Origin of the sequence: Corallococcus terminator (assembly GCF_003611635.1) — a bacterium.
Classification (GTDB): Bacteria; Myxococcota; Myxococcia; order Myxococcales; family Myxococcaceae; genus Corallococcus; species Corallococcus terminator.
Genome location: NZ_RAVZ01000037.1, coordinates 15,313 through 34,208, shown reverse-complemented (window position 1 = coordinate 34,208; position 18,896 = coordinate 15,313). Strand labels below are relative to the sequence as shown.

Here is an 18,896-nt window from a genome sequence, read left to right as displayed (position 1 = left end):
GTCTGCCGGCGACCCCAAGGAGGGCAATACATTATAATCAGATTAATTTGAAGACCCCTGATTCCCAGGTCGAGTCCGACCTTGGCGTCCGCGGGGCCGCGCGCGTCGCGCTGTTCAGGATGGGCGAGCGGCTGGATGATGACGGAGCCACGGCCCCGGGAGACGAACCCTTGCGAACCATCGCCTTTGCCTGCGCACTCCTGAGCCTGATCATCCTGGCTGGCGCGACCCTCGCGGGCGGACTGGCCTATCCGGGCTATGACCCTCTGCGGCAATACATCAGCGAGCTGGGCGCGACCGGCGCGAACACCGGACCGGCGGTCAGTCTCGCCTTCAAGGTCTCGGGCGCCCTGCTGGCCGCCTTCTGGTTGATGTGCGCCGGCCTGTTTCCGAAGTCGCCGCCGCTGCTCGTCGGCTTCGGGCTCAGCGCGCTGAACGGCCTCGGCCTGTTCTTCGGCGGCGTCTTCCGCTGCGACTTCCAATGCTCGCTGGCGGCGCCCAGCAAGGCGGCGGTGTTGCACGAGCTTCTCGGCGGGCTCGGCTATCTGGCCGGGATCGCCGGGGTCTTCGTGCTCGGCGTGGCGATGCGGAGCCGCCCCGCCGGCCGCGGCCTGTCCAACGTCGCGCTGGGGTGCGGCGTGCCGGCGGCCCTGGCGTTCGGGTTGCTCCAGCCCACCTTCGAATTCGACGGCGCCGCGCAGCGGGTGCTCGAACTCGCGCTGGCGGTGTGGACCGTGGCCGTCGCCCTTTCCGTCCGCCGCCCCGCCGGAGGCTTCCTGCCCACCGCCTCCGCGCCGCCGGGGACGCACGCGCCGTGAGTGCCCAACGCGCCGCGACATGTGCCTGGGTTCTCGGCCTCTCACGTCCTTGGAATGGGGTACGCAACAAACAGCGCCCTCTCCCGACAATGTAGGCAAGTCCCCCCTCTGCCTCACTCGGTTCTCCCCCCCGAGGTCCCTTCATGGTCCAGGTCAAGCGCCCTTCCAGCCCCACGTCGCTCCCCCAGACGCGGGTCGCTTCGGAAGCCTCCACCCTGTCCAGGCCCTCGAAGGGCGCCAACGTCCTGAGGACGAGCGACAGCTTCGCCTCGGCCACTCCGGTGGATGCGCAGCGCGGCAATTCGCTCGCGCAGGTGAACAGCCTGCGCCTGCCCATCCCCTGGCCGGGCAAGGGTGAGGCGGACAAGATCGGCTGGATCCAGAAGGCGTATCCGCCGGCGAAGGACTCCACGGCGGAGTTCCAGAAGCTCAACCAGGCGGTGCGCGCGGGCGAGAACGTGCTGCCGCCCGAGGCCAAGGACTGCGTGTTCCTGGCGGTGGGCGGGCTGCTGTCGGAGGCGGCTCCCAAGGAGATCTACTTCGACAAGAACCTGGACGCGCTGGAGGCCCAGGGCCTTCAGGTGGGCCGGGTGCCCGTGGACACGGACATGGGCGTGGAGCACAACGCGGCCATCGTCCGTCAGGCGGTGCTCGAAGCCGCCAAGAACGGCAAGCAGGTGGTGCTGATGGGCCACAGCAAGGGCGGCCTGGACTCCGCGGCGGCCCTGGCGCTGTACCCGGAGCTCAAGGAGCACGTGCGCGCCCTGGTCACGATCCAGTCGCCGTACGGCGGCTCGCCCATGGCGCAGGACCTGCTGGACAACCCGCTGGTGCGCTACGGGGTGGGCGGCGCCATCGAGGCCATTGGCGGCAGCATCCAGGCCGGTGAGGACCTGACGTACGACTCGCGCAAGAAGTTCCTGGCCGAGCACCCGATGCCCGCGGGCATCCCCACCGTGAGCATGGCCTCCACCTCCGCCAACCCCACCTCGCCGCTGTTCGTCGCCCAGGAGTACATGCAGCAGCGCTACGGCGTGAAGTCGGACGGCCTGGTGCTCCCGCAGGACGCGTTCATCCCCGGCTCCAAGTCCGTGACCCTGCAAGGCCTGGATCACCTCGATTCGACCGGGACGACGCTGAACCCGTTCAAGCCCTACCAGCCCGCGGACCTGACCCTCTCGTTGGTGGCCATGGCCTTGAACATGCCCAAGGGCGGCTGAGCAACGGAGTCAGGGCGAGACGGTGCGCGGCGCCCACGCACCCCGTGAGGCCCCGCGCGGATAGATTCGGGGCCGTGAGCCTCTTCCCGACCGCCCTCCCCCCTTCCGAAGCCATCCCCTTGCGCGGAGGTCCCGCGCTGCGCTGGGGCGTGCTCGCGCCCGGACGGATCGCGGGAGGCTTCGTCTGGGCCCTGCACCAGCACACCGACCAGCGCGTCCACGCGGTCGCCTCGCGTTCCGCCGAGCGCGCCGGGCACTTCGCCGCGACCTACGGCATCCCGCGCGTCCACGAGTCCTACGAGCAGCTCGTCGCCGATCCCCACGTCGACATCGTCTACGTGGCGTCTCCCCACAGCGAGCACAAGCGCCAGGCCCTGCTCGCCATCGCCGCCGGCAAGCACGTCCTCGTGGAGAAGCCCCTGGCGCTCGACGCTGGGGAGGCCCGCGACATCGCCCGGGCCGCTCGTGCCGCGGGCGTGTTCGCCATGGAGGCGCTGTGGTCGCGCTTCCTGCCCCAGACCCTGCTCATTGAACGACTGCTGCGCGACGGGGTGCTCGGAGACCTCCGGCTCGTCATGGCGGACTTCGGTGGCCGCTTCGACTTCGATCCCGAAGGCCGCGTCTTCAACCCCGCGCTCGGCGGCGGCGCCCTGCTCGACATCGGCATCTATCCCATCTGGCTCGCGCACTTCGTGCTCGGCCCGCCCCCTCGGGTGCACGCCACGGGCTCCCTGGCCCAGACAGGCGTGGATGGACAGGCGGCCCTCGTCCTCTCCTACGACACGGGCGCCCAGGCGCTGCTGCACACCACCCTCTTCGCTGAAACGCCCCAGGAAGCCGTCATCGCGGGCACGCACGCGCGCCTCCAGATCGACTCGCGCTTCTTCACCCCCGGCGGCTTCACGTTGCAGGCCGCGAGGTCGGACCAGCGGCTGCGCTGGATTGACCCGTCCGGCATCCACGGCAGCGAAGGCCTCGCCTATCAGGCCGCCGCGGTCGCACGGCACATCGCCGAGGGACGCACGGAGTCTCCAATGCATCCGCTCGCGAGCAGCATCGCCTTGCTCGAAACCATCGACGCGGCGCGCGGGCAGTTGGGTCTCTCCGGCCGCACCGGATGACCTGAACGCGCGCATTCAATCCATCGCGGGGCATCATGGAACGGGCTGGCCATGTCTGGGTATGCGGGGGAGCCGGAGCAAGTCCCTGAAGGTGTTGTTCGAAGAGCAACCCAAATCCTCGCCGCTCTCCCTCGGGATGCGAGCAACATCGCCCAGATCAATCTGTACACCCCGACGATCCTCGGACTCCGCGGCTGAGCTCGGGCTGGACCTGGGGTGTGCCTGGCGACGGCCGTGGGGCATGACGGCCAGCTCCAGCGCCCCCGGTTGAAGGAACGCACCGGGGATGCTCAACTCCCCCTGCCCGCCATCGCAGGACCGGCAAAGCCCTACCCCGAAGGGCCTGGCGCGCGTGGTGGTGTCCGTGATGCTCCGATGCAATGACTGTTCTCGCCCTGTCGCCGCCCGGTGGCCGCGCTGCCGCTGGTGTCACGCGGTCCAGCACCGGCCCTACGGTACGGCGGTCGCGATCCTGGATGCCTGGTTGGACACGCTTCGCAACTTCGGCGCGAGCCTCTCCTTCCCGCTCTTCGGTGCCGCCTTGGCCCTGTACCTCAACGACCATCCGCTCCCCGCCGTGCTGCTGGGTCTCTACGCGGGGCTGCTGCTGGCAAGCCACCTGCTGCTGCCCTGTTTCACCCTGGCGTGGCACGTCGCGCAGGGGCTGTGGGGGGTGGGGGTGCTCGCGAGCCTTGCCTTCTTCCCTCTGGGATTCGCGGAGGTCGCGGTGTTCGCCGCGACGCCGGTCCTGGTCGCGGCGGCCATGTGGCGGTGGAGGCGTCCCTTGCTGGCACGGCTCGCAGGCGAGACACCCACGAGGAAGGAGCCGCCTCTGCGTCCAAACCGCTGGGGTGGCTGCGAGGTGTGTGGTGACAGCAATGCCCGGGTGGTGGCGCCGGTGTGGTGCGCGAGCATGCTTGTCGTCACGACACGGTGGACAGGGACGTTTCACCGTCTGTGCTCACACCACGCCCTGCTGCGCGCGCTCCCAGCCACGCTCTGCAGCGCCCTGGTGGGCTGGTGGGGCATTCCCTGGGGGATGATCTGGACGCCGCTGGCCCTCTACCAGAATGTCGTGGAAGGAGGCGTGGAGGAGGAACTGGACGGGGGCGCCGAACGGGACGCCCAGGATCCGCTCCATGGACGGTGGGAGAGCTATCTCCCACCGATGGCGATCGCGGTGGGCCTGGTCGCCGTGCCTTTCACGCTCGCCGCGCTCATGAGCCAACTGGGGCACTGAAGCGCGCCCGGCCTGGTTCAGCAGGCGCTCAGAGATTCTTTTCCAGGAGCTGGACCAGACGGGCCTTCCTGTCCGGAATGTCGTTCTCGTTGCCGCCAAACTTGAGCCGGTAGAACAGGGTCTTGTCCGAGAAGCTGAAGAACACCCGGTTCTCAGGCTCGACGCCGCTGACGAAGTACTTCTTGAAACCGTCGCGCAGCGCCTGCTTGGAGAAGTCATCCACCGCGATGTCCTGGAGGGCCAGCATCAGCGGCTCGAAGTAGATGACGTTCATCCCCCACTCGAAGAGGTGGGCCAACCCCTCTTCACCCATCGTGGGCCAATCCACCTCAATCTCCAGGGGATAGCCCAGGAGGTCGTTGAACTTCTTCTGCCAGCCCGGAAACACGTTCTGCTGGTACTGCGCAATCGCCCTGCGTTCTGCCAATCCCATGGTGGACCCTCGGATGTCATTGCCGGTTGGGGGGCGGCACGATTCTACGGAGCCTCGTGTCTGTCAAAGACACTGAGTATGAGAATCCGAGACGCCTCTTCCCCGGCCTTTCGACTGGGAGGGGGCGCATCCGTCGACGCAATGCAGCAGGCAAGGGGGACCGACGCAGGGCTTCCTCACGAACGCATGTCGCCCCCGGTCAGGGGCGTTGTCGCCCCGGCTGGGCGGCTCACCTTCCCCGCCCCGCCTTGAAAGCGGATGAACCGCGCCCCGGAAGTGGAGTAGGAGCACCTTCATGGACTCGCGGCGACGGCACGGGGACTGAGGCATGACGGCGACTCGGGCTCGCTGGCGGCGCGCCAGCATCGCGGGATGGCTGACCCTCACGCTGTGCGGTGTCACCGCGGGGGTGCGAGCGTCCACCGTCGCCCCGGCGCCGCCTCGCAAGCACCTGTCGGACGCCGAGCGCATCCAGGTGGGCCGCGACGCCGCCGCCCAGGAGCCCGGCTGGCGCGAGCAATCGCTGCACAACTTCCCGGGAGACGCCTGGTCGCAGGACGATGACTTCAGCGCGTCGGAGCGCTCCTGGGTGACGGGGGAAGCACAGCGCCGGGACGTGCCCGTGGAAGAGGTGTTCCGCGCCATCGACGAGGAGCTGCGCTCCAGCGGTCCGGTCCGGCCCCCGCGCAAGGCCACGACGGCGCCTTGCAAGCCGCGCGCGTTCTACGACTGACGCACGCATGAGGCCCACTCCCTCCACGCTGCTCCGGGTCCTGCACCGCATCGCCACCACGGCGGGCGTGCGGCTGGGGCTCTTCGGCCTGCTCGCGCTCGTGGCCGCGTGGCAGCCGCTGTCGCAGGTGGGACAGACGAACGACTTCCGCGACTCGCACCTCCTGCACTCCTACGAAGAGGCGGGCGCCCGCACCGTGGCGATGTATGGGCAGGCGCCCCTGTGGAATCCGTGGACGTGCGGCGGCCAGTACGCCCTGGGCAGCCCACAGACCCGCGTCGCCTCCCCCACGCTGCTGCTCTCCGCCGCGCTGGGTTCGCACCGCGCGGAAGCCGTGGTGCTGTGGCTCTTCCTGATCATCGGCATGGAGGGCTGCTTCCGTTTCGCGCGACGAAGCACGGGCTCCGCGGCGGGGGCGCTCATCGCCGCGCCCCTCTTCGGACTCGCGGGCTTCACCGCGCACGCGTGGTCGCTGGGATGGCTCAACTTCGCGGGCTTCCTGCTGCTGCCGTGGCTGCTGTTCGGCGCGCGGCGGGCGGCGGAGGGGCACCTGGATGGCGCGGCGTGGGTGGCCGGAGGCTTCGCGCTCCAGCTCGGCTTTGGCAGTTCGTACCCCGTTCCCATGAGCGCGCTCTTCGTCGCGCTGGAGGCGGTGCGCACGCTGGCGTCCCGGCCCCTGCGGCGAAGCGGCCGGTGGCGCGCGGGGGTGTGGGCACTCGGAGCCACGGCCCTCTTCACCCTGGGCGCGGGCATGTTCCGTCTGTGGCCCCTGGTGGAGACGATGCGCGCGGCCCCCCGCCTCATGGCGGGCACCCCGGGCCACTCGCTGGAGACGGTGGGGCGCGAGCTGTTCCAGTTCCCCAGCAACGCCGACGTGGGACACTTCTTCTTCGTGCCCGGAGCCCTCGTCTTCGTGCTGGGCGCCGTGCTGGCCCGCCGCCGGGCCACGTACCCCGCCGTGCTCGCGGGACTCTGCCTCTGGCTGGCTTCGGGCTACGCAGCGAAGCCCTCGCTGTTCGCCGCGCTCCGGTTGCTGCCCGTCTTCGGAACGCTTCGCTATCCCGAGCGCTTCCTCGTCCCCGCCGGACTCCTGCTCGCGGAGCTGACCGCGCTGGGGTTCGCGGCGTTGTTGATCCGCTCGTCGCGCGGGCGCGCGTGGAAGTGGGCCTCGGGGGCAGCGTGCGCCCTGGCGGTGGCGGGCATCGTCGTCCAGGTCATCGGCTTCGGAGTGCTCGCCAGCCGCGTGACGCTGGTGCCCACGCCCATCGCCGTGGACCAGCCCTTCGCCCAGACCCGAGGCAACCGCTGGGCCCAGGGCTCCTTCCTCCCGCTCAACCGGGGCTCCATCGCCTGCGGCGAGGCGTGGCCCGTCCCCATGTCCGAGCGCCTCCGGGGCGACCTTCCGCAAGAGGAGTACCTGGAGGACCCGCGCGCCGGCACCGCGCGGCGGGTGACGTGGACGCCCAACCGGCTCGAAGTGGAAGTGGACGCGAAGCGGCCCACCGCGCTGCTCATCAACCAGAACTGGCATCCGGGCTGGAAGTCCTCGGTCGGAGAGGTCGTCTCGCGCGACGGGCTGCTCGGCGTGACGCTGCCCGCGGGCCAGCACCGCGTGGTGCTGCGATTCCTGCCCCGGTCGGGACTGGGAGGAAGCGCCGTGTCGGTGCTCGCGTGGGGGGGCCTCGCGCTGCTGGCCTGGGCTCCGCGACGGCGAGGGGGCTCCGCTTTGTGGCCAGGTCCCGGAGCCGTGGTGGTGGCCGCCCTGCCGCTGGTGGCGATGGGCGCCATGATGGTGGCGTGGCGCGAACCGGAGGCGATGCCCGTGCTGCGCAACGCGGATGGGTCGCTGCTCGGGACGGCGGAGCTGCCTCCGGACGCGCGGCTCATCCACGGGCGCTTCGAGCAGCCCGTGGAGCTGGTGGCGGCCCAGGTGCCGTCCGCTCCCGACGCACGCGGCATCGTTCCACTGGTCATCTACTGGCAGGTGAAGGGGAAGGTGCCCCGCTCGGTCGGAATCTGGGTGCACGTCTCCGGCCCCGGGGAGCGGAAGACCGCCGACCATGCCGTCGTGGGAGGTACCTTCTTCTTCCGCGATGCGCCCCGCCGCGCGCTGCTGCGCGATGCGTTCGCCCTGTCCGCGAAGGACTGGGAGCCGGGTGAGTGGAAGGTGCTGGTGGGCCTCTGGTACGCCGGCGGCGACGGCGAGCGCCTCAAGGCCTTCACCAACGACGACACGCCCGTGCCCGAGGACCGCTTCGAGCTGGGCACCATCACCGTGCCCCCCAGGCCCTGAGGCCCCTTCAGCCTTCGCGCCTCACGCGGGAAGCATCACGGGGGCGGCACCGCGCCCGTGGAAGGCGAAGCCGGCTGCGCCTCCACCTCCTCCAGGGTCACGGGCGAATTCAACGTCCAGGAGAAGGAGTGGACCGAGCCCAGCAGCCGGTAGGCCGCGCGCTTTCCGCAACCCGAGACTCCGACCGTGACGGGGTCCAGTCGGGTCGTCGTGAGGTTCGCCCGCTCACACGCCAGGTCGAACTCCGCACGGCCCTTTACATCCGGAACCCAGGCGCACTGGCCCATCTTGCAGCGCAGTTCGTAGGTCGTGTCGGCGTTGCAGCCAGTCATTTGATACTGGTTCTCACCCAGATAGGTCGGCGTCAGCTCCTCGGTGCATTCGAGATCCTTGGCGGCGAGCTTCTCCAGGTTCGCATAGCGCTTCGCGTTCATGGACGGCCCCATTCCAGACAGGTCCACCTTGGAGTTGCTCCGGCTTCCACCGCAGCCCACCACGAGGAACGCCACGCCCAGGCCCGTGAACGACAATCGAGAGAGGTTCATGGGCGCCCATCTACCACACACCCGCGACCCCTCTCACATCTGTTCAAGCCGTACTAGACTCCTCAATGCCGTCCACGCCTGACCCGGGAATCCAAATGAACCAGACACGCTTGAGGAAGTCGTTTTCCGGCATCGCCCTGCTGGTGGGATTTGTCGCAGGCTCCGCGCTGGCCATGGTCCCCAGCCTCACGCCGGAATCGCCCGCGCCCGCGTCGCCCCTGCCTCGGATGTGTTCCATCTCCTGCAAGAGTTGCGACACCACCGCCGATTGTGGGACGGGGGGCGGCATCTGCTCGAACAGGATCTGCTATTCCAAGTAGCTTCGCGGCCAGCACATCCCCAGGCTCCGGAAAAGGAACTCCGGAGCCTCGGTTGATGAGAATGGGCGCATCATGCGCTCGTGGCCAGGATGCCAGGAGTCATGAAGCACGGTGGGTTGGCTTGCCCCGGCTGGAACCGCGACCGGTACCACCTGGTGGAAGGCGCCGAGGATGCCCGGCGCGGCCCGGCGGGTTCCGTCAGCGCTTCGGCTTGTAGCGCAGCCACAGCAGGTCGCCCCGGCGCTTCTCGAAGGAGACCAACCGGAGGGGGTGTGCCGCGCCCTTCCCCTCGCTCGCATCGAAGAGCGAGGGCGTCCCGATGGAACCATCCACGAGCGGCGCCACGAGCACGCTCACTTCGTCGATGAGTCCGGCCGTCAGGAACGAGCCGTTGATCTTCCCTCCGCCTTCGAGCAGCAGCTTCTTGATGCGGAACGCCTTCCGCAACTTGCCCAGCACCTGCTCCAGGTCGAGCCGCGTCTTGCCGCCAAACAGGTAGGAGACCCCCCGGGCCTGGAGGAAGGCCAGGTAGTCGTCCGAGACCTGCTCGGTGAGGACGGTGATGACATGCTCGCCATCGATGTCGTTCGACTTCCAGGTGAGCTTGCCGGACGGATCCAACGCGATGGCGTAGGACTCCGCTTCATGCGGAGCGATGAAGTCGGTCCGCGGAATCGGCCGCGACACCTTGCGCACGGGCACCTTCGCCTTGCCGGCGTAGGGCTCCATGGAGATGCGGCCAATCATCCAGGCGTCGGCCTTGAACTTCCGGGCCGTGCGCTCGTACTCCGCCAACGCGCTGGAGGACAGCTTCCAGCCCTTGGTGACAATCCTCCCGTCCAGGGACGGGACCATGTGGCAGATCACATACGGCCGCTTCACTCGACGCATCTTCCGCCTCCCATTCCTTCGTCATCCTGGGGGATTTCCGGCCGGATGTCGCGCCGGGAACTGGCGGCGGACAGGATGCGCTACGCTCCCTGCGGAAGAGGTCGCATCGAAAGCCGGCCTGGAGGAACCTTGAGCCCGCACACCGCGCGTCGACTCCTCCCGGCCCTGGCCCTTGGACTCCTGCTCCTGGACTGCAAGGGTCCCACTCGCGGGCCGGAAGACACGACCCGACAGGAGACCTCCACCATGTCCCTGACCTGGGTGACCGTTCCCGCGACGGACGCGCGGATCCAGTACGTCGGCCGGACGTACCGCTCCAGCACCGGGGTCGTCTTCTCCCATCCGGGCGTGACGGTGCGCGCGCGCTTCTGGGGGGACGCCCTGCGCATGCGGCTCGATGACGCGGGCACGGGCGGCGAGGTGGGCACCAACCACTTCGACGTCTCGATTGACGGCGCCCCGCCGACCCGGCTCGCCGTGCGAAGCGGTGAGGCCACCTACCCGCTCGCCCCGGCGCTGGAGGTTGGCCTCCACACGGTGGAGATCCTCAAGCGCACCGAATCCATCGTGGGCCCCAGCAAGCTCGTCGCGCTGGAAGTCCATGGCGAGCTTCGGGAGCCGCCCGCCCGCCCGGCGCTCCGGATGGAGTTCATCGGGGACTCCATCACCTGTGGCTACGGCACCGACGTCGCGTTCATCCCGGAGTCACGTTCCTGGAGGGCCCCCACCTTCACGTCGAAGCACCAGAATCCCAGACGGACCTATGCGTGGCTCACCGCCATGGACCTGGGCGCGGAGCCCGTCCTCGTCTGTTATTCGGGCCACGGTGTCTACCGCAACCTGGACCTGACGACCTCCGGGCTGCTGCCCGCGCTCTATGAACTCGCGGTGCCGGAACATCCCGCCGCATGTGAGTTCACGGAGGGTTCGCCAGGGGTGATTGTCATCAACCTCGGCACCAATGACATCCTCGCCGGCAGTGGCACCGACGTCTTCCTTCCGGACGAGGCCGGCTTCAAGGCCGCCTACCGCGCGTTCCTCCAGCGGCTGCGGACCCTCCATCCCCGCGCGCACATCGTGTGCACGCTCGGCAGCATGACGGACGGATTCAAGAAGCTCGAAACACAGGGCGGGGTGAAGTCCGTGCACGTCGGGGACTGGATCACCGGACTCGTGGAGGAACGGCGCCGCGCCGGGGACATGCGCGTCCACCGCCACGTGATGGCCGAACAGGACCCCGCCACCGATGGCGTCGCGGAGGACTGGCATCCTTCCGCCGCCACGCACCAGAAGATGGCGGAGTCCCTGACCCGATTCATCCGGGACGCCGTGCTGCCTTGAACCGGGCCCTACTGCCTGACGCGCAGCGTGACGGAGGTGAACACCTCGACGCTCTGCCCGTCCACCTGGACGAAGCTGCTCGTGTAGCCCACCGGCTTGATGAAGATGCCGCTCGCTTCGTGCTCATTGATGGACTTGGCGCCGAACCGCGCCATCTGCATCGTGCCCATGGCCATGCCCGTGCAACCCACGCACTTGGGAGCGCGGTACGCGAACACCGTGCCGCCCTCGATCTGGTTGGTGCCGGTCAGACGCGGCTTCGGCACGGCGATGAACAGGCGCTGGTCGGTGCCAGGAATCTCCCAGACCGCGCCTATCGGGAGGGGGTTGGTGCTGTCGGCGTTGCTGCCCACCGGACGGAGGGTGATTTCGGTGAAGCCATTGCTGGCGATGGCCGAGTTGATCTTGACGATCTCCTCCTTCTTCGTCCATCCCAGCCAGTGGAGCTGCGGAAGGTTGTAGTTGTCCGACGCGAAGATGCCCATGTACGTGCTTGAGTCGCCGGACGACTTGACCGTGCCGGTAGAGGGGTCACGCACGTTGCCGTGCGCGAGGCCGAGCACGTGACCGACCTCGTGGGCGTAGTCCCGGAACAGGGTGCCCTTGAGGTTGACGCTGCGCGAGCCGGCGTTCGAGGTGGAGCACACCCCGCCAGGCAGCACATACACCGTCAGGAACGCGCTCGAGCTGGTGGCTTTCTGGCGGGCCTGGGTCTTCGCCGTCGCACAGTTGGTGCTCGTCACCGCCACGTTCTGCGAAGCGATGACATCCAGGCTCAACTGGTTGCGAGATGCGACTGCGTAGTAGTCGGACAGATTGCCGATGGTGTTCTTGATGGTGGTCAACGCGGGCGTCGTCTTGCCATCAAGGGTCATGCGGACGATCTTGACGGTGAGCTTCTTGTTGATGGCAGCCAGTCTGCTGGCGTTGTTGTAGTTCTCGACGCAGGTCGACTCCCCGCTGGCACAGTCGTAGCGGTGCGCCGAGGGGAGGACTTCGACGTCCTGAACCCGGAACGAACGCACCTTGTCGTTCGCGCTCGCGCCGCTCCCGAACGAGGTCTCACAGAGGTTCGTGTCGGTCTCGACCGTCACCGAGTCGCCGGTGCAGTCCCCGGCGGCATGGAGCGTCACGGTCTTGCCGACCGGCACGTCGACGAAGGAGGCGCCCGCGGTCGGCGCGAGGGTGTAGCAGCCGTTGGACGCGGCCTCTTGAATCACCTGGGAGCCGCCGTTGCAGCTTTCGCGCACGAAGACGGACGGCGGGCGCGGGGCGAGGAGCTGCTCGCGCAGCACGGACCAGTTGGCCGCGGTACACTGACCTGACTGCACCGCATCAATGAAGACGCCGTCCTCGAGCTCCGGGTGCGCGTACGTCAGGCACGTCTCCACCAGCTCGCTCCAGTGCGCCCAATCGCAGGTCCCCGCGGTGGCATACGTCTCGGCACACGCGAGCGACGCCGCGAGCTCCTGGGAGACGATCGCCTGCCGGGTGGACGCGACAGACGCCTCCGTGCCATTGCCGCCGGGCTGTTCGTGGGACGGGGACTCCCAATCCTCTCCCTGGCACCCTGACACCAATGCTCCGCACAGCATGACGGTCGTCATGGACAGCTTCCGCATACGTTTCTCTTTCGCAGCCCGTGGCCGCATGACACTGCAATACCGTGCAGTGGAGCATCTGTTGCGATTCAGTGGAGGTTCCAGCCTCTCGGCTGTGCAATCAGGGCTGTCTTGCCCGCGGGTTGCGCGGCCAGCGCCCTTCCTGCTCCAAAGACTCTTACGCGAATTTCACGTAATAGTGACAATCAGTGAGATATGTTTTTCTTGACGCATCACCCGCCGGTCTTGGCGCATGAGAATCCGGATTGCGCGGCGCATCAGCCGGCTCGCAGGAATTGTTCACATGCCCTCGCGGGTGAGTCCAAGCCCATCCTCCCTGGTCAAGACTCGCAGGACATCCCAACAGGTTGTCCATGCCATCGTGACAGGAATTGCCAGGGGTGCGCGGAGTCTCCATGGACGCTTCGAACGCCCCGAGGAGCGGAAGATGGGCGACCACGCCGTCGGCGGCGGCACCTTCTTCTTCCGCGACGCCCCCCGCCGCATGCGTCCTCTTCCACTGAACCGCCAAGGTCCTACCCCCTCAGGGGGGCAGGAGCGTTCCGGGTCATGTCTGTCGGCAAGAGCGGGGAGCGGGGAGCGGCGCGGCTCACTCAAGGCCCTGGCGGGACTGCCTCAACGGACGTAGGCCGCGAGGTGCTTGCCGGTCAGCGTTGCCTTCGCCGCGACAAGGTTGGCCGGGGTGCCTTCGAACACGATCCGCCCGCCGTCGTGGCCCGCCCCCGGCCCCAGGTCGATGATCCAGTCGGCGTGCGCCATCACCGCCTGATGGTGCTCGATCACGATGACCGACTTACCGGAGTCGACCAGCCGGTCCAGCAGCCCGAGCATCTGCTCGACGTCGGCCAGATGCAGTCCGGTGGTTGGCTCGTCGAGCACGTAGACGCCGCCGTCAGCGCCCATGTGCGTCGCGAGCTTCAGCCGCTGCCGCTCGCCACCCGACAGCGTGGTCAGCGGCTGGCCGAGCCGCAGGTAGCCCAGCCCGACGTCGCTCATGCGCGTCAGGATGGCGTGCGCGGCCGGCGTGTGCGCCTTGCCGGCGCCGAAGAAGGCGACCGCGTCCTTCACGGGCAGGTCGAGCACTTCGGCGATGTTGAGCCCGCCGAGCCGGTACTCCAGCACCGCCGCCTGGAACCGTCGGCCCCCGCATTCCTCGCAGACCGTGGCGACCCCCGCCATCATCGCCAGGTCGGTGTAGATGACCCCGGCGCCGTTGCAGACCGGGCAGGCGCCCTCCGAGTTGGCGCTGAACAGGGCGGGCTTCACGCCGTTGGCCTTCGCGAAAGCCTTGCGGATCGGCTCCAGCAGGTCGGTGTACGTCGCCGGGTTGCTCCGCCGCGAGCCACGGATCGGGGCCTGGTCCACCGACACCACTCCATCCTTGCCCGACACCGAGCCGTGGATCAGCGAGCTCTTTCCCGACCCGGCCACGCCGGTCACCACCACCAGCACGCCGAGCGGGATGTCGACATCGACCTTCTGCAGGTTGTGGGCGCTGGCGCCGCGCACCTTCAACACTCCCGACGGCTTTCGCACCGACGGCTTCAAGGCGGCCCGGTCGTCCAGATGCCGCCCGGTGAGCGTGCCGCTGGCCCGCAGCCCGGCGACGGTGCCCTCGAACACCACCTCGCCACCGGCGGTGCCTGCTCCGGGGCCAAGGTCGACGACGTGGTCGGCGATTTCGATGGCCTCCGGCTTGTGCTCGACGACCAGCACGGTGTTGCCCTTGTCGCGCAGCCGCAGCAGCAAGCCGTTCATCCGCTGGATGTCGTGCGGGTGCAGCCCGATGGTCGGCTCGTCGAACACATAGGTCACGTCGGTGAGCGACGAACCGAGGTGTCGGATCATCTGGATGCGCTGTGATTCGCCGCCCGACAGCGTCCCCGACGGCCGGTCAAGGCTGAGATAGCCCAGTCCAATCTCCACGAACGAGTCGAGCGTCCGCAGCAGCGTCGCCAGCAGCGGCGCGACGGACGGCTCCTTCAGACCGCGCACCCACTCGGCCAGCTCGTTGATCTGCATCGAACAGGCTTCGGCGATGTTGACCTTCTTGATCCTGGAGGACCGGGCGGCCTCGTTGAGCCGGGTGCCGCCGCACTCGGGACAGGTGGTGAATGTCACCGCCCGCTCCACGAACGCACGGATGTGAGGCTGCATCGCCTCCACGTCCTTGGTCAGGAACGACTTCTGGATCCGCGGAACCAGCCCCTCGTAGGTGAGGTTCATGCTCTCGAACTTCACCTTGGTCGGCTCCCGGTAGAGGAAATCGTGGAGCTCCTTCTTGGTGTACTTCCGGATCGGCTTGTCCGGGTCGAGGAAGCCCGAGGCCGCGAAGATGCGCACCTGCCAGCCGTCGACGGTATAGCCCGGGATGGTGAGCGCGCCCTCGGAGAGCGACTTCGTGTCGTCATACAACTGGGACAGGTCGATATCGTTCACCGAGCCCATGCCCTCGCAGCGCGCGCACATGCCACCGTTGACCGTGAACTCGCGCTTCTCGGTCTTGCCTCCGCCCTTCTCGACGGAGAGCTGCCCGACCCCGCGGACCGACGGGACGTTGAACGAGAAGGCGTTGGACGAGCCGACGTGCGGCTTGCCGAGGCGGCTGAACAGCACCCGCAGCATCGCGTTGGCGTCGGTCGCCGTGCCCACCGTCGAGCGGGAGTTGGCGCCCATCCGCTCCTGGTCGACGATGATCGCGGTCGTCAGCCCTTCCAGGACGTCGACCTCGGGCCGCCCCAGCGTCGGCATGAACCCCTGCACGAACGTGCTGTAGGTCTCGTTGATCATCCGCTGCGACTCCGCCGCGATGGTGCCGAACACCAGCGACGACTTGCCCGAACCCGAAACGCCGGTGAACACCGTCAGCCGCCGTTTGGGCAGCTCGATGCTCACATCCTTCAGGTTGTTTTCCCGGGCACCCCGGACGCGGATCAGGTCATGGCTGTCCGCGGGATTCTGGCTGGAGGAGGGCTTGCGCTGCGTCATGGCGGAGGGCACCAACGGTGGGCGGGTGGGTGTCTTGTGAGGTTCGAACGGAACTGACGGAGGCGCGTTCAGGCCTGGCGGATGCGGATCATATTGACTCCACATCGAGATGGCTCTCGAACTCGCGGTCCATGAGGTCAGGGTACGCCGCGCTCGGACGAACAAGAACAACAAACCGGCCCCCCGAAGGCCCCTGGAAGGCGGCCGACGGGTGCCCCCGCGCTCACTTCCCGGTGGGCGCGCCGAGCTTCTCCAGGACCTTCACGGCATTGGCATTGCCCGCGTCCAGCGCGAGCGACTTCTTGTAGCTCGCGATGGCCTCTTGCTTCCGGCCCAGTTGGAGCTGAGCCTCGCCCAGGCTGTCGTAGGCATTCGCGTCCGTCGGGAAGAGCTTCACGTTCGTTTCGAACACCCGCACCGCGTCCGCGCCCTTGCCGTCCGACAGCAACCGGTAGCCGAGCTGGTTCAGGTGCCCCGACTCCAGGCCCTTCATGTTCTCGCGATGCTGCGCCGTGTACCAGGCGAGCGCGGTGTCGATGCCCTTGAGCCGCATGAGCACATCCACCTGGGCGGACGGCGGCACGGGCTCGGCCTTGAACGCGGTCCAGGCATACTCGGACGCCACGCTGGCGATGAGGCGGTCGAAGAGCAGGAAGCCGTTGTCGGAGTTGGCCATGACGACCACTCCGGAGCCCGTGTCACTGAAGGCCATGAACGCGGCCTGGAAGCCCTCGTCCGAGCCTCCGTGACGGAAGCCGCCGGTGCCGGGTTCCACCTGGAAGCCCAGCCCGAACGACTCCGACTGCTGCGTCAGCATCTGCTTCGTCATCGCCTGGGACAGCACGCGCTTGGACTTCCCCGCCTTCGCATTGGACACCTCCAGGGCGACCCGCGCGAGGTCGGACGGCGTGGTCCACAGTCCGGCCGCGGCCATCTCCGGGTACACGTGCCAGCGGCCCGCGACGCTCTTCCCGCTGGAGTACGTCCCGGAGGCCGTCCTGGCGGCAAGCTCTGGAGGCAGGGGCTGCTCGTAGGAACTCCGGGTCATGCCGAGCGGCTTCAGCACCGCCTCGCTCATGAGCTGGGGGAACGGCTTCTGGAGCTGATCCACCATCATCAACTGGACAATGGACGTACCGCCGCCGCTGTAGCGCGTCTTCGTGCCGGGAACGAGGTCGACGCGCACCGGAGCGGTATTCGCGGGCGCCGCGCCCTCCAGCACCTGCACCAGCGTGGGCATGGGGGCGTCCACGGCGTACCCGGGGAAGCCATGCACGGTCGTCCCCGCGCTGTGGCTGAGCAGCCGGCGCAGGGTGACCTTCTGCTCCTTCGTGAAGTCGTTCTCGGGGAGCTTCCACGAGCGCAGCCTGTCGTTGATGTTCTCGTCGAGCGACCACTTGCCCGCCTCGACGAAGTGCAGCGCCGCCAGGGCTGTCACCGGCTTGCTGATGGAGCCCGCCTGGAACAGCGTCTCCAGGGTGACGGGCTCCGAGCCGCCGGCCTCCTTCACGCCATAGGTCCTGGCCCAGACGACGGCGTGCTTGTCGAAGACGGCGATGCTCAGCCCGGGGATCCGGTACAGCGCCATCCACTGCGGAAGCGTCAGGCTCTGGGGTTTCTCGCCTTCGATGACGACCGGCGCCAATCCCGCCTCCACTCGCGCCGCGCGGGCCGCCTGGGCGGGGCTGGCCAGCCATTGCGTGGCGGGCTTCTTCGCCCCTTCCGCCGCGAGGGCAGCACCTCCCGAGCCGAACAGGACGGCCACGAGGGCGAAGCGGGACAGGGGACGACGCATGGGTTCACCGAAGGAAGGGGGTGGGACATGCGGTGTACGCATCCATGCACCGTCGATTGCCGGTCCGAACTTTTTTCCCGCGGCGACTCAGCCCAGGAATGCCGCGACCTCGAACCATCCGCTGTCGATCACCTCGACCGAGAGCGACCGCGTGGCGAAATCCACCTGCAGGCGCACGAAGTCCGCGCCGTCGACCCGCCACAGGTTGGCGAAGAACACCATCCCCTGGGAATCCCGTCGCGGTGCCTCCCAGAGCGCCAGCCCGCGCGCCCCGATGGTGCCGCTGCGAATCACTTCCGGCCCCGGCTTGTCCTCCGTGAGGTCGTCCAGGTCATCCGCCGTGCGAATCACCCGGGCCCCGGTCGCATGATGAACCAGTGCCATGACTTCCTCGAGGCCCTCCTCCGAATCCAGGTCCGCTTGCGAGCCTCGCAGCGCTTCGCTCAGCTCCTCCATGGAACAGGGCGAGAGCACGAACCAGGCACCGAGCGCCAACCACGTCCTGCCGTGGGCCCACGCCAGCCGCACCCCGGCCAGCTCCGACCAGTTCTTGGCCCCGAACTCCTCGAGCCTCGCGCGCAGCGCTGGTTCTGCCTCAGGGATGTCGCGCTCTTTCATCGCAGGGACGCCTCCTCCATGACCCCTGGCATCAAGCATCCGCCGTCATGAGGTCCGCGCCCTGAGCGAGAGGAGCAGATCGATCGCGCGAACGTCGGCCGGAGAAGCCGGCGTGAAGACAACCATGCTCAATCCCTTTCCGTTGTCGACGGAGAAGGCCGAGTACTCGAGCGTGAGCGGGCCAGCGATGGGGTGATGAATGCGCTTCAGCCCCACCCCATGGCTGCGCATCTCGTTCTCGGCCCACAGCCTGCGGAAGTCGGCACTGGTCTCCTGGAGTTCGGCCGCGAGCGCGACGGCTTCGGCGCTTTCGCCCGCGCGCGCGACGTCGAGGCGGAACACGGCCACGGCGAAGCGCGCGTGTGTTTCCCAATCAGGCAGCGAAGTGCGGACGGAAGCCGAGCCGAAAAGGCGCCTGAGCACGTTGCGCTCGCCGGGCGGTAGCGCGGCATAGTCGCTCAGCACGGCCGTCGCCGCCGCGTTCCAGGCCACGACATCCCACGCGGGCGTCTGCACATAGGCGGGGCTGGTCGGCATGGCGTCCAGCACGCGCTGCAGGGAGGCAGGGACCGGAGGCGGTGGAGTCGGAATCGGTGGCGGCGGTCGCTGTTGGGCCAGCAGGTACAGGACCTCGCGGCTGGCGGCATCCAGTTCCAGCGCGAGGACCAACCGCTCCAGCACCTCGTCGGAGGGCGGGCCGCCTCTCCCCTGCTCCAGCCACGTGTACCAGGTGACGCTTACGCCCGCCCGCGTGGCCACCTCTTCCCGCCGGAGCCCCGGCGTCCGGCGCCGGCTCGGGGCACCCGGTGCCGGCGACAAGCGCTCGCGGCGGTCGCGAAGGAAGCCACCCAGGGTCAGGGCCGGGCCCGGCAGGCTGTTAGTGGTCATACCCGTATAACTCCTCGGCTTTTCCAACCC

The 18,896-nt window shown here is 68.3% G+C and carries 15 protein-coding genes; 7 read left to right on the top strand and 8 right to left on the bottom strand.

Translation table 11 applies throughout. The features are described 5' to 3' along the window. The first annotated feature begins 47 nt into the window (after positions 1 to 47). The 4 genes from D7V88_RS42950 to D7V88_RS08245 all read left to right on the top strand — a co-directional run bounded on the left by D7V88_RS42950 (position 48) and on the right by D7V88_RS08245 (position 4,399). Positions 48 to 818, top strand: coding sequence for a DUF998 domain-containing protein (locus tag D7V88_RS42950; protein WP_158625037.1), 771 nt, complete (start codon positions 48 to 50; stop codon positions 816 to 818). A gap of 143 nt (positions 819 to 961) precedes the next feature. Continuing rightward, positions 962 to 2,038: a lipase family alpha/beta hydrolase gene (locus D7V88_RS08255; RefSeq protein WP_120540059.1), complete on the top strand. Its 1,077-nt coding sequence runs from the start codon at positions 962 to 964 to the stop codon at positions 2,036 to 2,038. Between the two features lie 74 nt (positions 2,039 to 2,112). Continuing rightward, a complete protein-coding gene (locus tag D7V88_RS08250) occupies positions 2,113 to 3,159 on the top strand; it encodes a Gfo/Idh/MocA family protein (RefSeq protein ID WP_167509826.1) in 1,047 nt (348 codons plus the stop codon). A gap of 286 nt (positions 3,160 to 3,445) precedes the next feature. Continuing rightward, positions 3,446 to 4,399 (top strand): hypothetical protein, encoded by a 954-nt coding sequence (locus D7V88_RS08245; RefSeq protein WP_158625036.1) that lies wholly within the window; start codon positions 3,446 to 3,448, stop codon positions 4,397 to 4,399. Between the two features lie 28 nt (positions 4,400 to 4,427). Here D7V88_RS08245 and D7V88_RS08240 read toward each other — a convergent pair whose 3' ends face one another. Further along, entirely contained in the window at positions 4,428 to 4,832 is a 405-nt protein-coding gene (locus D7V88_RS08240; protein ID WP_147448658.1) for a hypothetical protein, read from the bottom strand. A gap of 328 nt (positions 4,833 to 5,160) precedes the next feature. Between D7V88_RS08240 and D7V88_RS08235 the strand changes: the two genes are divergently transcribed. Together D7V88_RS08235 and D7V88_RS08230 are read left to right on the top strand one after the other, a co-directional pair. Further along, positions 5,161 to 5,565: a hypothetical protein gene (locus D7V88_RS08235; protein ID WP_120540055.1), complete on the top strand. Its 405-nt coding sequence runs from the start codon at positions 5,161 to 5,163 to the stop codon at positions 5,563 to 5,565. 7 nt (positions 5,566 to 5,572) lie between these two features. After that, a complete protein-coding gene (locus D7V88_RS08230) occupies positions 5,573 to 7,858 on the top strand; it encodes a putative glycosyltransferase family protein (protein ID WP_120540054.1) in 2,286 nt (761 codons plus the stop codon). A gap of 35 nt (positions 7,859 to 7,893) precedes the next feature. Here the strand turns inward: D7V88_RS08230 and D7V88_RS08225 are convergent, their stop codons facing one another. Beyond that, on the bottom strand, positions 7,894 to 8,403 hold the full coding sequence (locus D7V88_RS08225) for a hypothetical protein (RefSeq protein WP_147448657.1): 510 nt from the start codon (positions 8,401 to 8,403) through the stop codon (positions 7,894 to 7,896). 518 nt (positions 8,404 to 8,921) lie between these two features. Next, positions 8,922 to 9,614 (bottom strand): RibD family protein, encoded by a 693-nt coding sequence (locus D7V88_RS08215; protein WP_120540051.1) that lies wholly within the window; start codon positions 9,612 to 9,614, stop codon positions 8,922 to 8,924. Positions 9,615 to 9,860: 246 nt separating this feature from the next. Between D7V88_RS08215 and D7V88_RS08210 the strand changes: the two genes are divergently transcribed. After that, complete coding sequence (locus D7V88_RS08210; RefSeq protein WP_244238051.1) at positions 9,861 to 10,955, top strand: SGNH/GDSL hydrolase family protein; 1,095 nt, start codon at positions 9,861 to 9,863, stop codon at positions 10,953 to 10,955. A gap of 8 nt (positions 10,956 to 10,963) precedes the next feature. On the opposite strand, the gene D7V88_RS08205 is transcribed toward D7V88_RS08210, so the two are convergent. The 5 genes from D7V88_RS08205 to D7V88_RS08185 all read right to left on the bottom strand — a co-directional run bounded on the left by D7V88_RS08205 (position 10,964) and on the right by D7V88_RS08185 (position 18,866). Beyond that, on the bottom strand, positions 10,964 to 12,562 hold the full coding sequence (locus D7V88_RS08205) for a M10 family metallopeptidase domain-containing protein (RefSeq protein WP_244238050.1): 1,599 nt from the start codon (positions 12,560 to 12,562) through the stop codon (positions 10,964 to 10,966). Between the two features lie 630 nt (positions 12,563 to 13,192). Beyond that, positions 13,193 to 15,565: an ATP-binding cassette domain-containing protein gene (locus D7V88_RS08200; RefSeq protein WP_120540049.1), complete on the bottom strand. Its 2,373-nt coding sequence runs from the start codon at positions 15,563 to 15,565 to the stop codon at positions 13,193 to 13,195. A gap of 223 nt (positions 15,566 to 15,788) precedes the next feature. Further along, positions 15,789 to 17,360 carry a serine hydrolase domain-containing protein gene (locus D7V88_RS08195; RefSeq protein WP_120540048.1) on the bottom strand — a complete coding sequence of 524 codons (1,572 nt, stop codon included), beginning with the start codon at positions 17,358 to 17,360 and terminating at the stop codon, positions 15,789 to 15,791. Between the two features lie 87 nt (positions 17,361 to 17,447). Further along, complete coding sequence (locus D7V88_RS08190) at positions 17,448 to 17,978, bottom strand: hypothetical protein (RefSeq protein ID WP_244238049.1); 531 nt, start codon at positions 17,976 to 17,978, stop codon at positions 17,448 to 17,450. Between the two features lie 45 nt (positions 17,979 to 18,023). Then, entirely contained in the window at positions 18,024 to 18,866 is an 843-nt protein-coding gene (locus D7V88_RS08185; protein ID WP_120540047.1) for a helix-turn-helix transcriptional regulator, read from the bottom strand. Positions 18,867 to 18,896: the final 30 nt, after the last annotated feature.

What these genes read in the sequence shown, in the direction of transcription:
- D7V88_RS08255 (WP_120540059.1), top strand. Translation starts at nt 962, where the DNA reads ATGGTCCAGGTCAAGCGCCCTTCCAGCCCCACGTCGCTCCCCCAGACG.
- D7V88_RS08245 (WP_158625036.1), top strand. Translation starts at nt 3,446, where the DNA reads ATGCTCAACTCCCCCTGCCCGCCATCGCAGGACCGGCAAAGCCCTACC.
- D7V88_RS08240 (WP_147448658.1), bottom strand. Translation starts at nt 4,832, where the DNA reads ATGGGATTGGCAGAACGCAGGGCGATTGCGCAGTACCAGCAGAACGTG.
- D7V88_RS08235 (WP_120540055.1), top strand. Translation starts at nt 5,161, where the DNA reads ATGACGGCGACTCGGGCTCGCTGGCGGCGCGCCAGCATCGCGGGATGG.
- D7V88_RS08230 (WP_120540054.1), top strand. Translation starts at nt 5,573, where the DNA reads ATGAGGCCCACTCCCTCCACGCTGCTCCGGGTCCTGCACCGCATCGCC.
- D7V88_RS08225 (WP_147448657.1), bottom strand. Translation starts at nt 8,403, where the DNA reads ATGAACCTCTCTCGATTGTCGTTCACGGGCCTGGGCGTGGCGTTCCTC.
- D7V88_RS08215 (WP_120540051.1), bottom strand. Translation starts at nt 9,614, where the DNA reads ATGCGTCGAGTGAAGCGGCCGTATGTGATCTGCCACATGGTCCCGTCC.
- D7V88_RS08210 (WP_244238051.1), top strand. Translation starts at nt 9,861, where the DNA reads ATGTCCCTGACCTGGGTGACCGTTCCCGCGACGGACGCGCGGATCCAG.
- D7V88_RS08205 (WP_244238050.1), bottom strand. Translation starts at nt 12,562, where the DNA reads ATGACGACCGTCATGCTGTGCGGAGCATTGGTGTCAGGGTGCCAGGGA.
- D7V88_RS08200 (WP_120540049.1), bottom strand. Translation starts at nt 15,565, where the DNA reads ATGACGCAGCGCAAGCCCTCCTCCAGCCAGAATCCCGCGGACAGCCAT.
- D7V88_RS08195 (WP_120540048.1), bottom strand. Translation starts at nt 17,360, where the DNA reads ATGCGTCGTCCCCTGTCCCGCTTCGCCCTCGTGGCCGTCCTGTTCGGC.
- D7V88_RS08190 (WP_244238049.1), bottom strand. Translation starts at nt 17,978, where the DNA reads ATGAAAGAGCGCGACATCCCTGAGGCAGAACCAGCGCTGCGCGCGAGG.
- D7V88_RS08185 (WP_120540047.1), bottom strand. Translation starts at nt 18,866, where the DNA reads ATGACCACTAACAGCCTGCCGGGCCCGGCCCTGACCCTGGGTGGCTTC.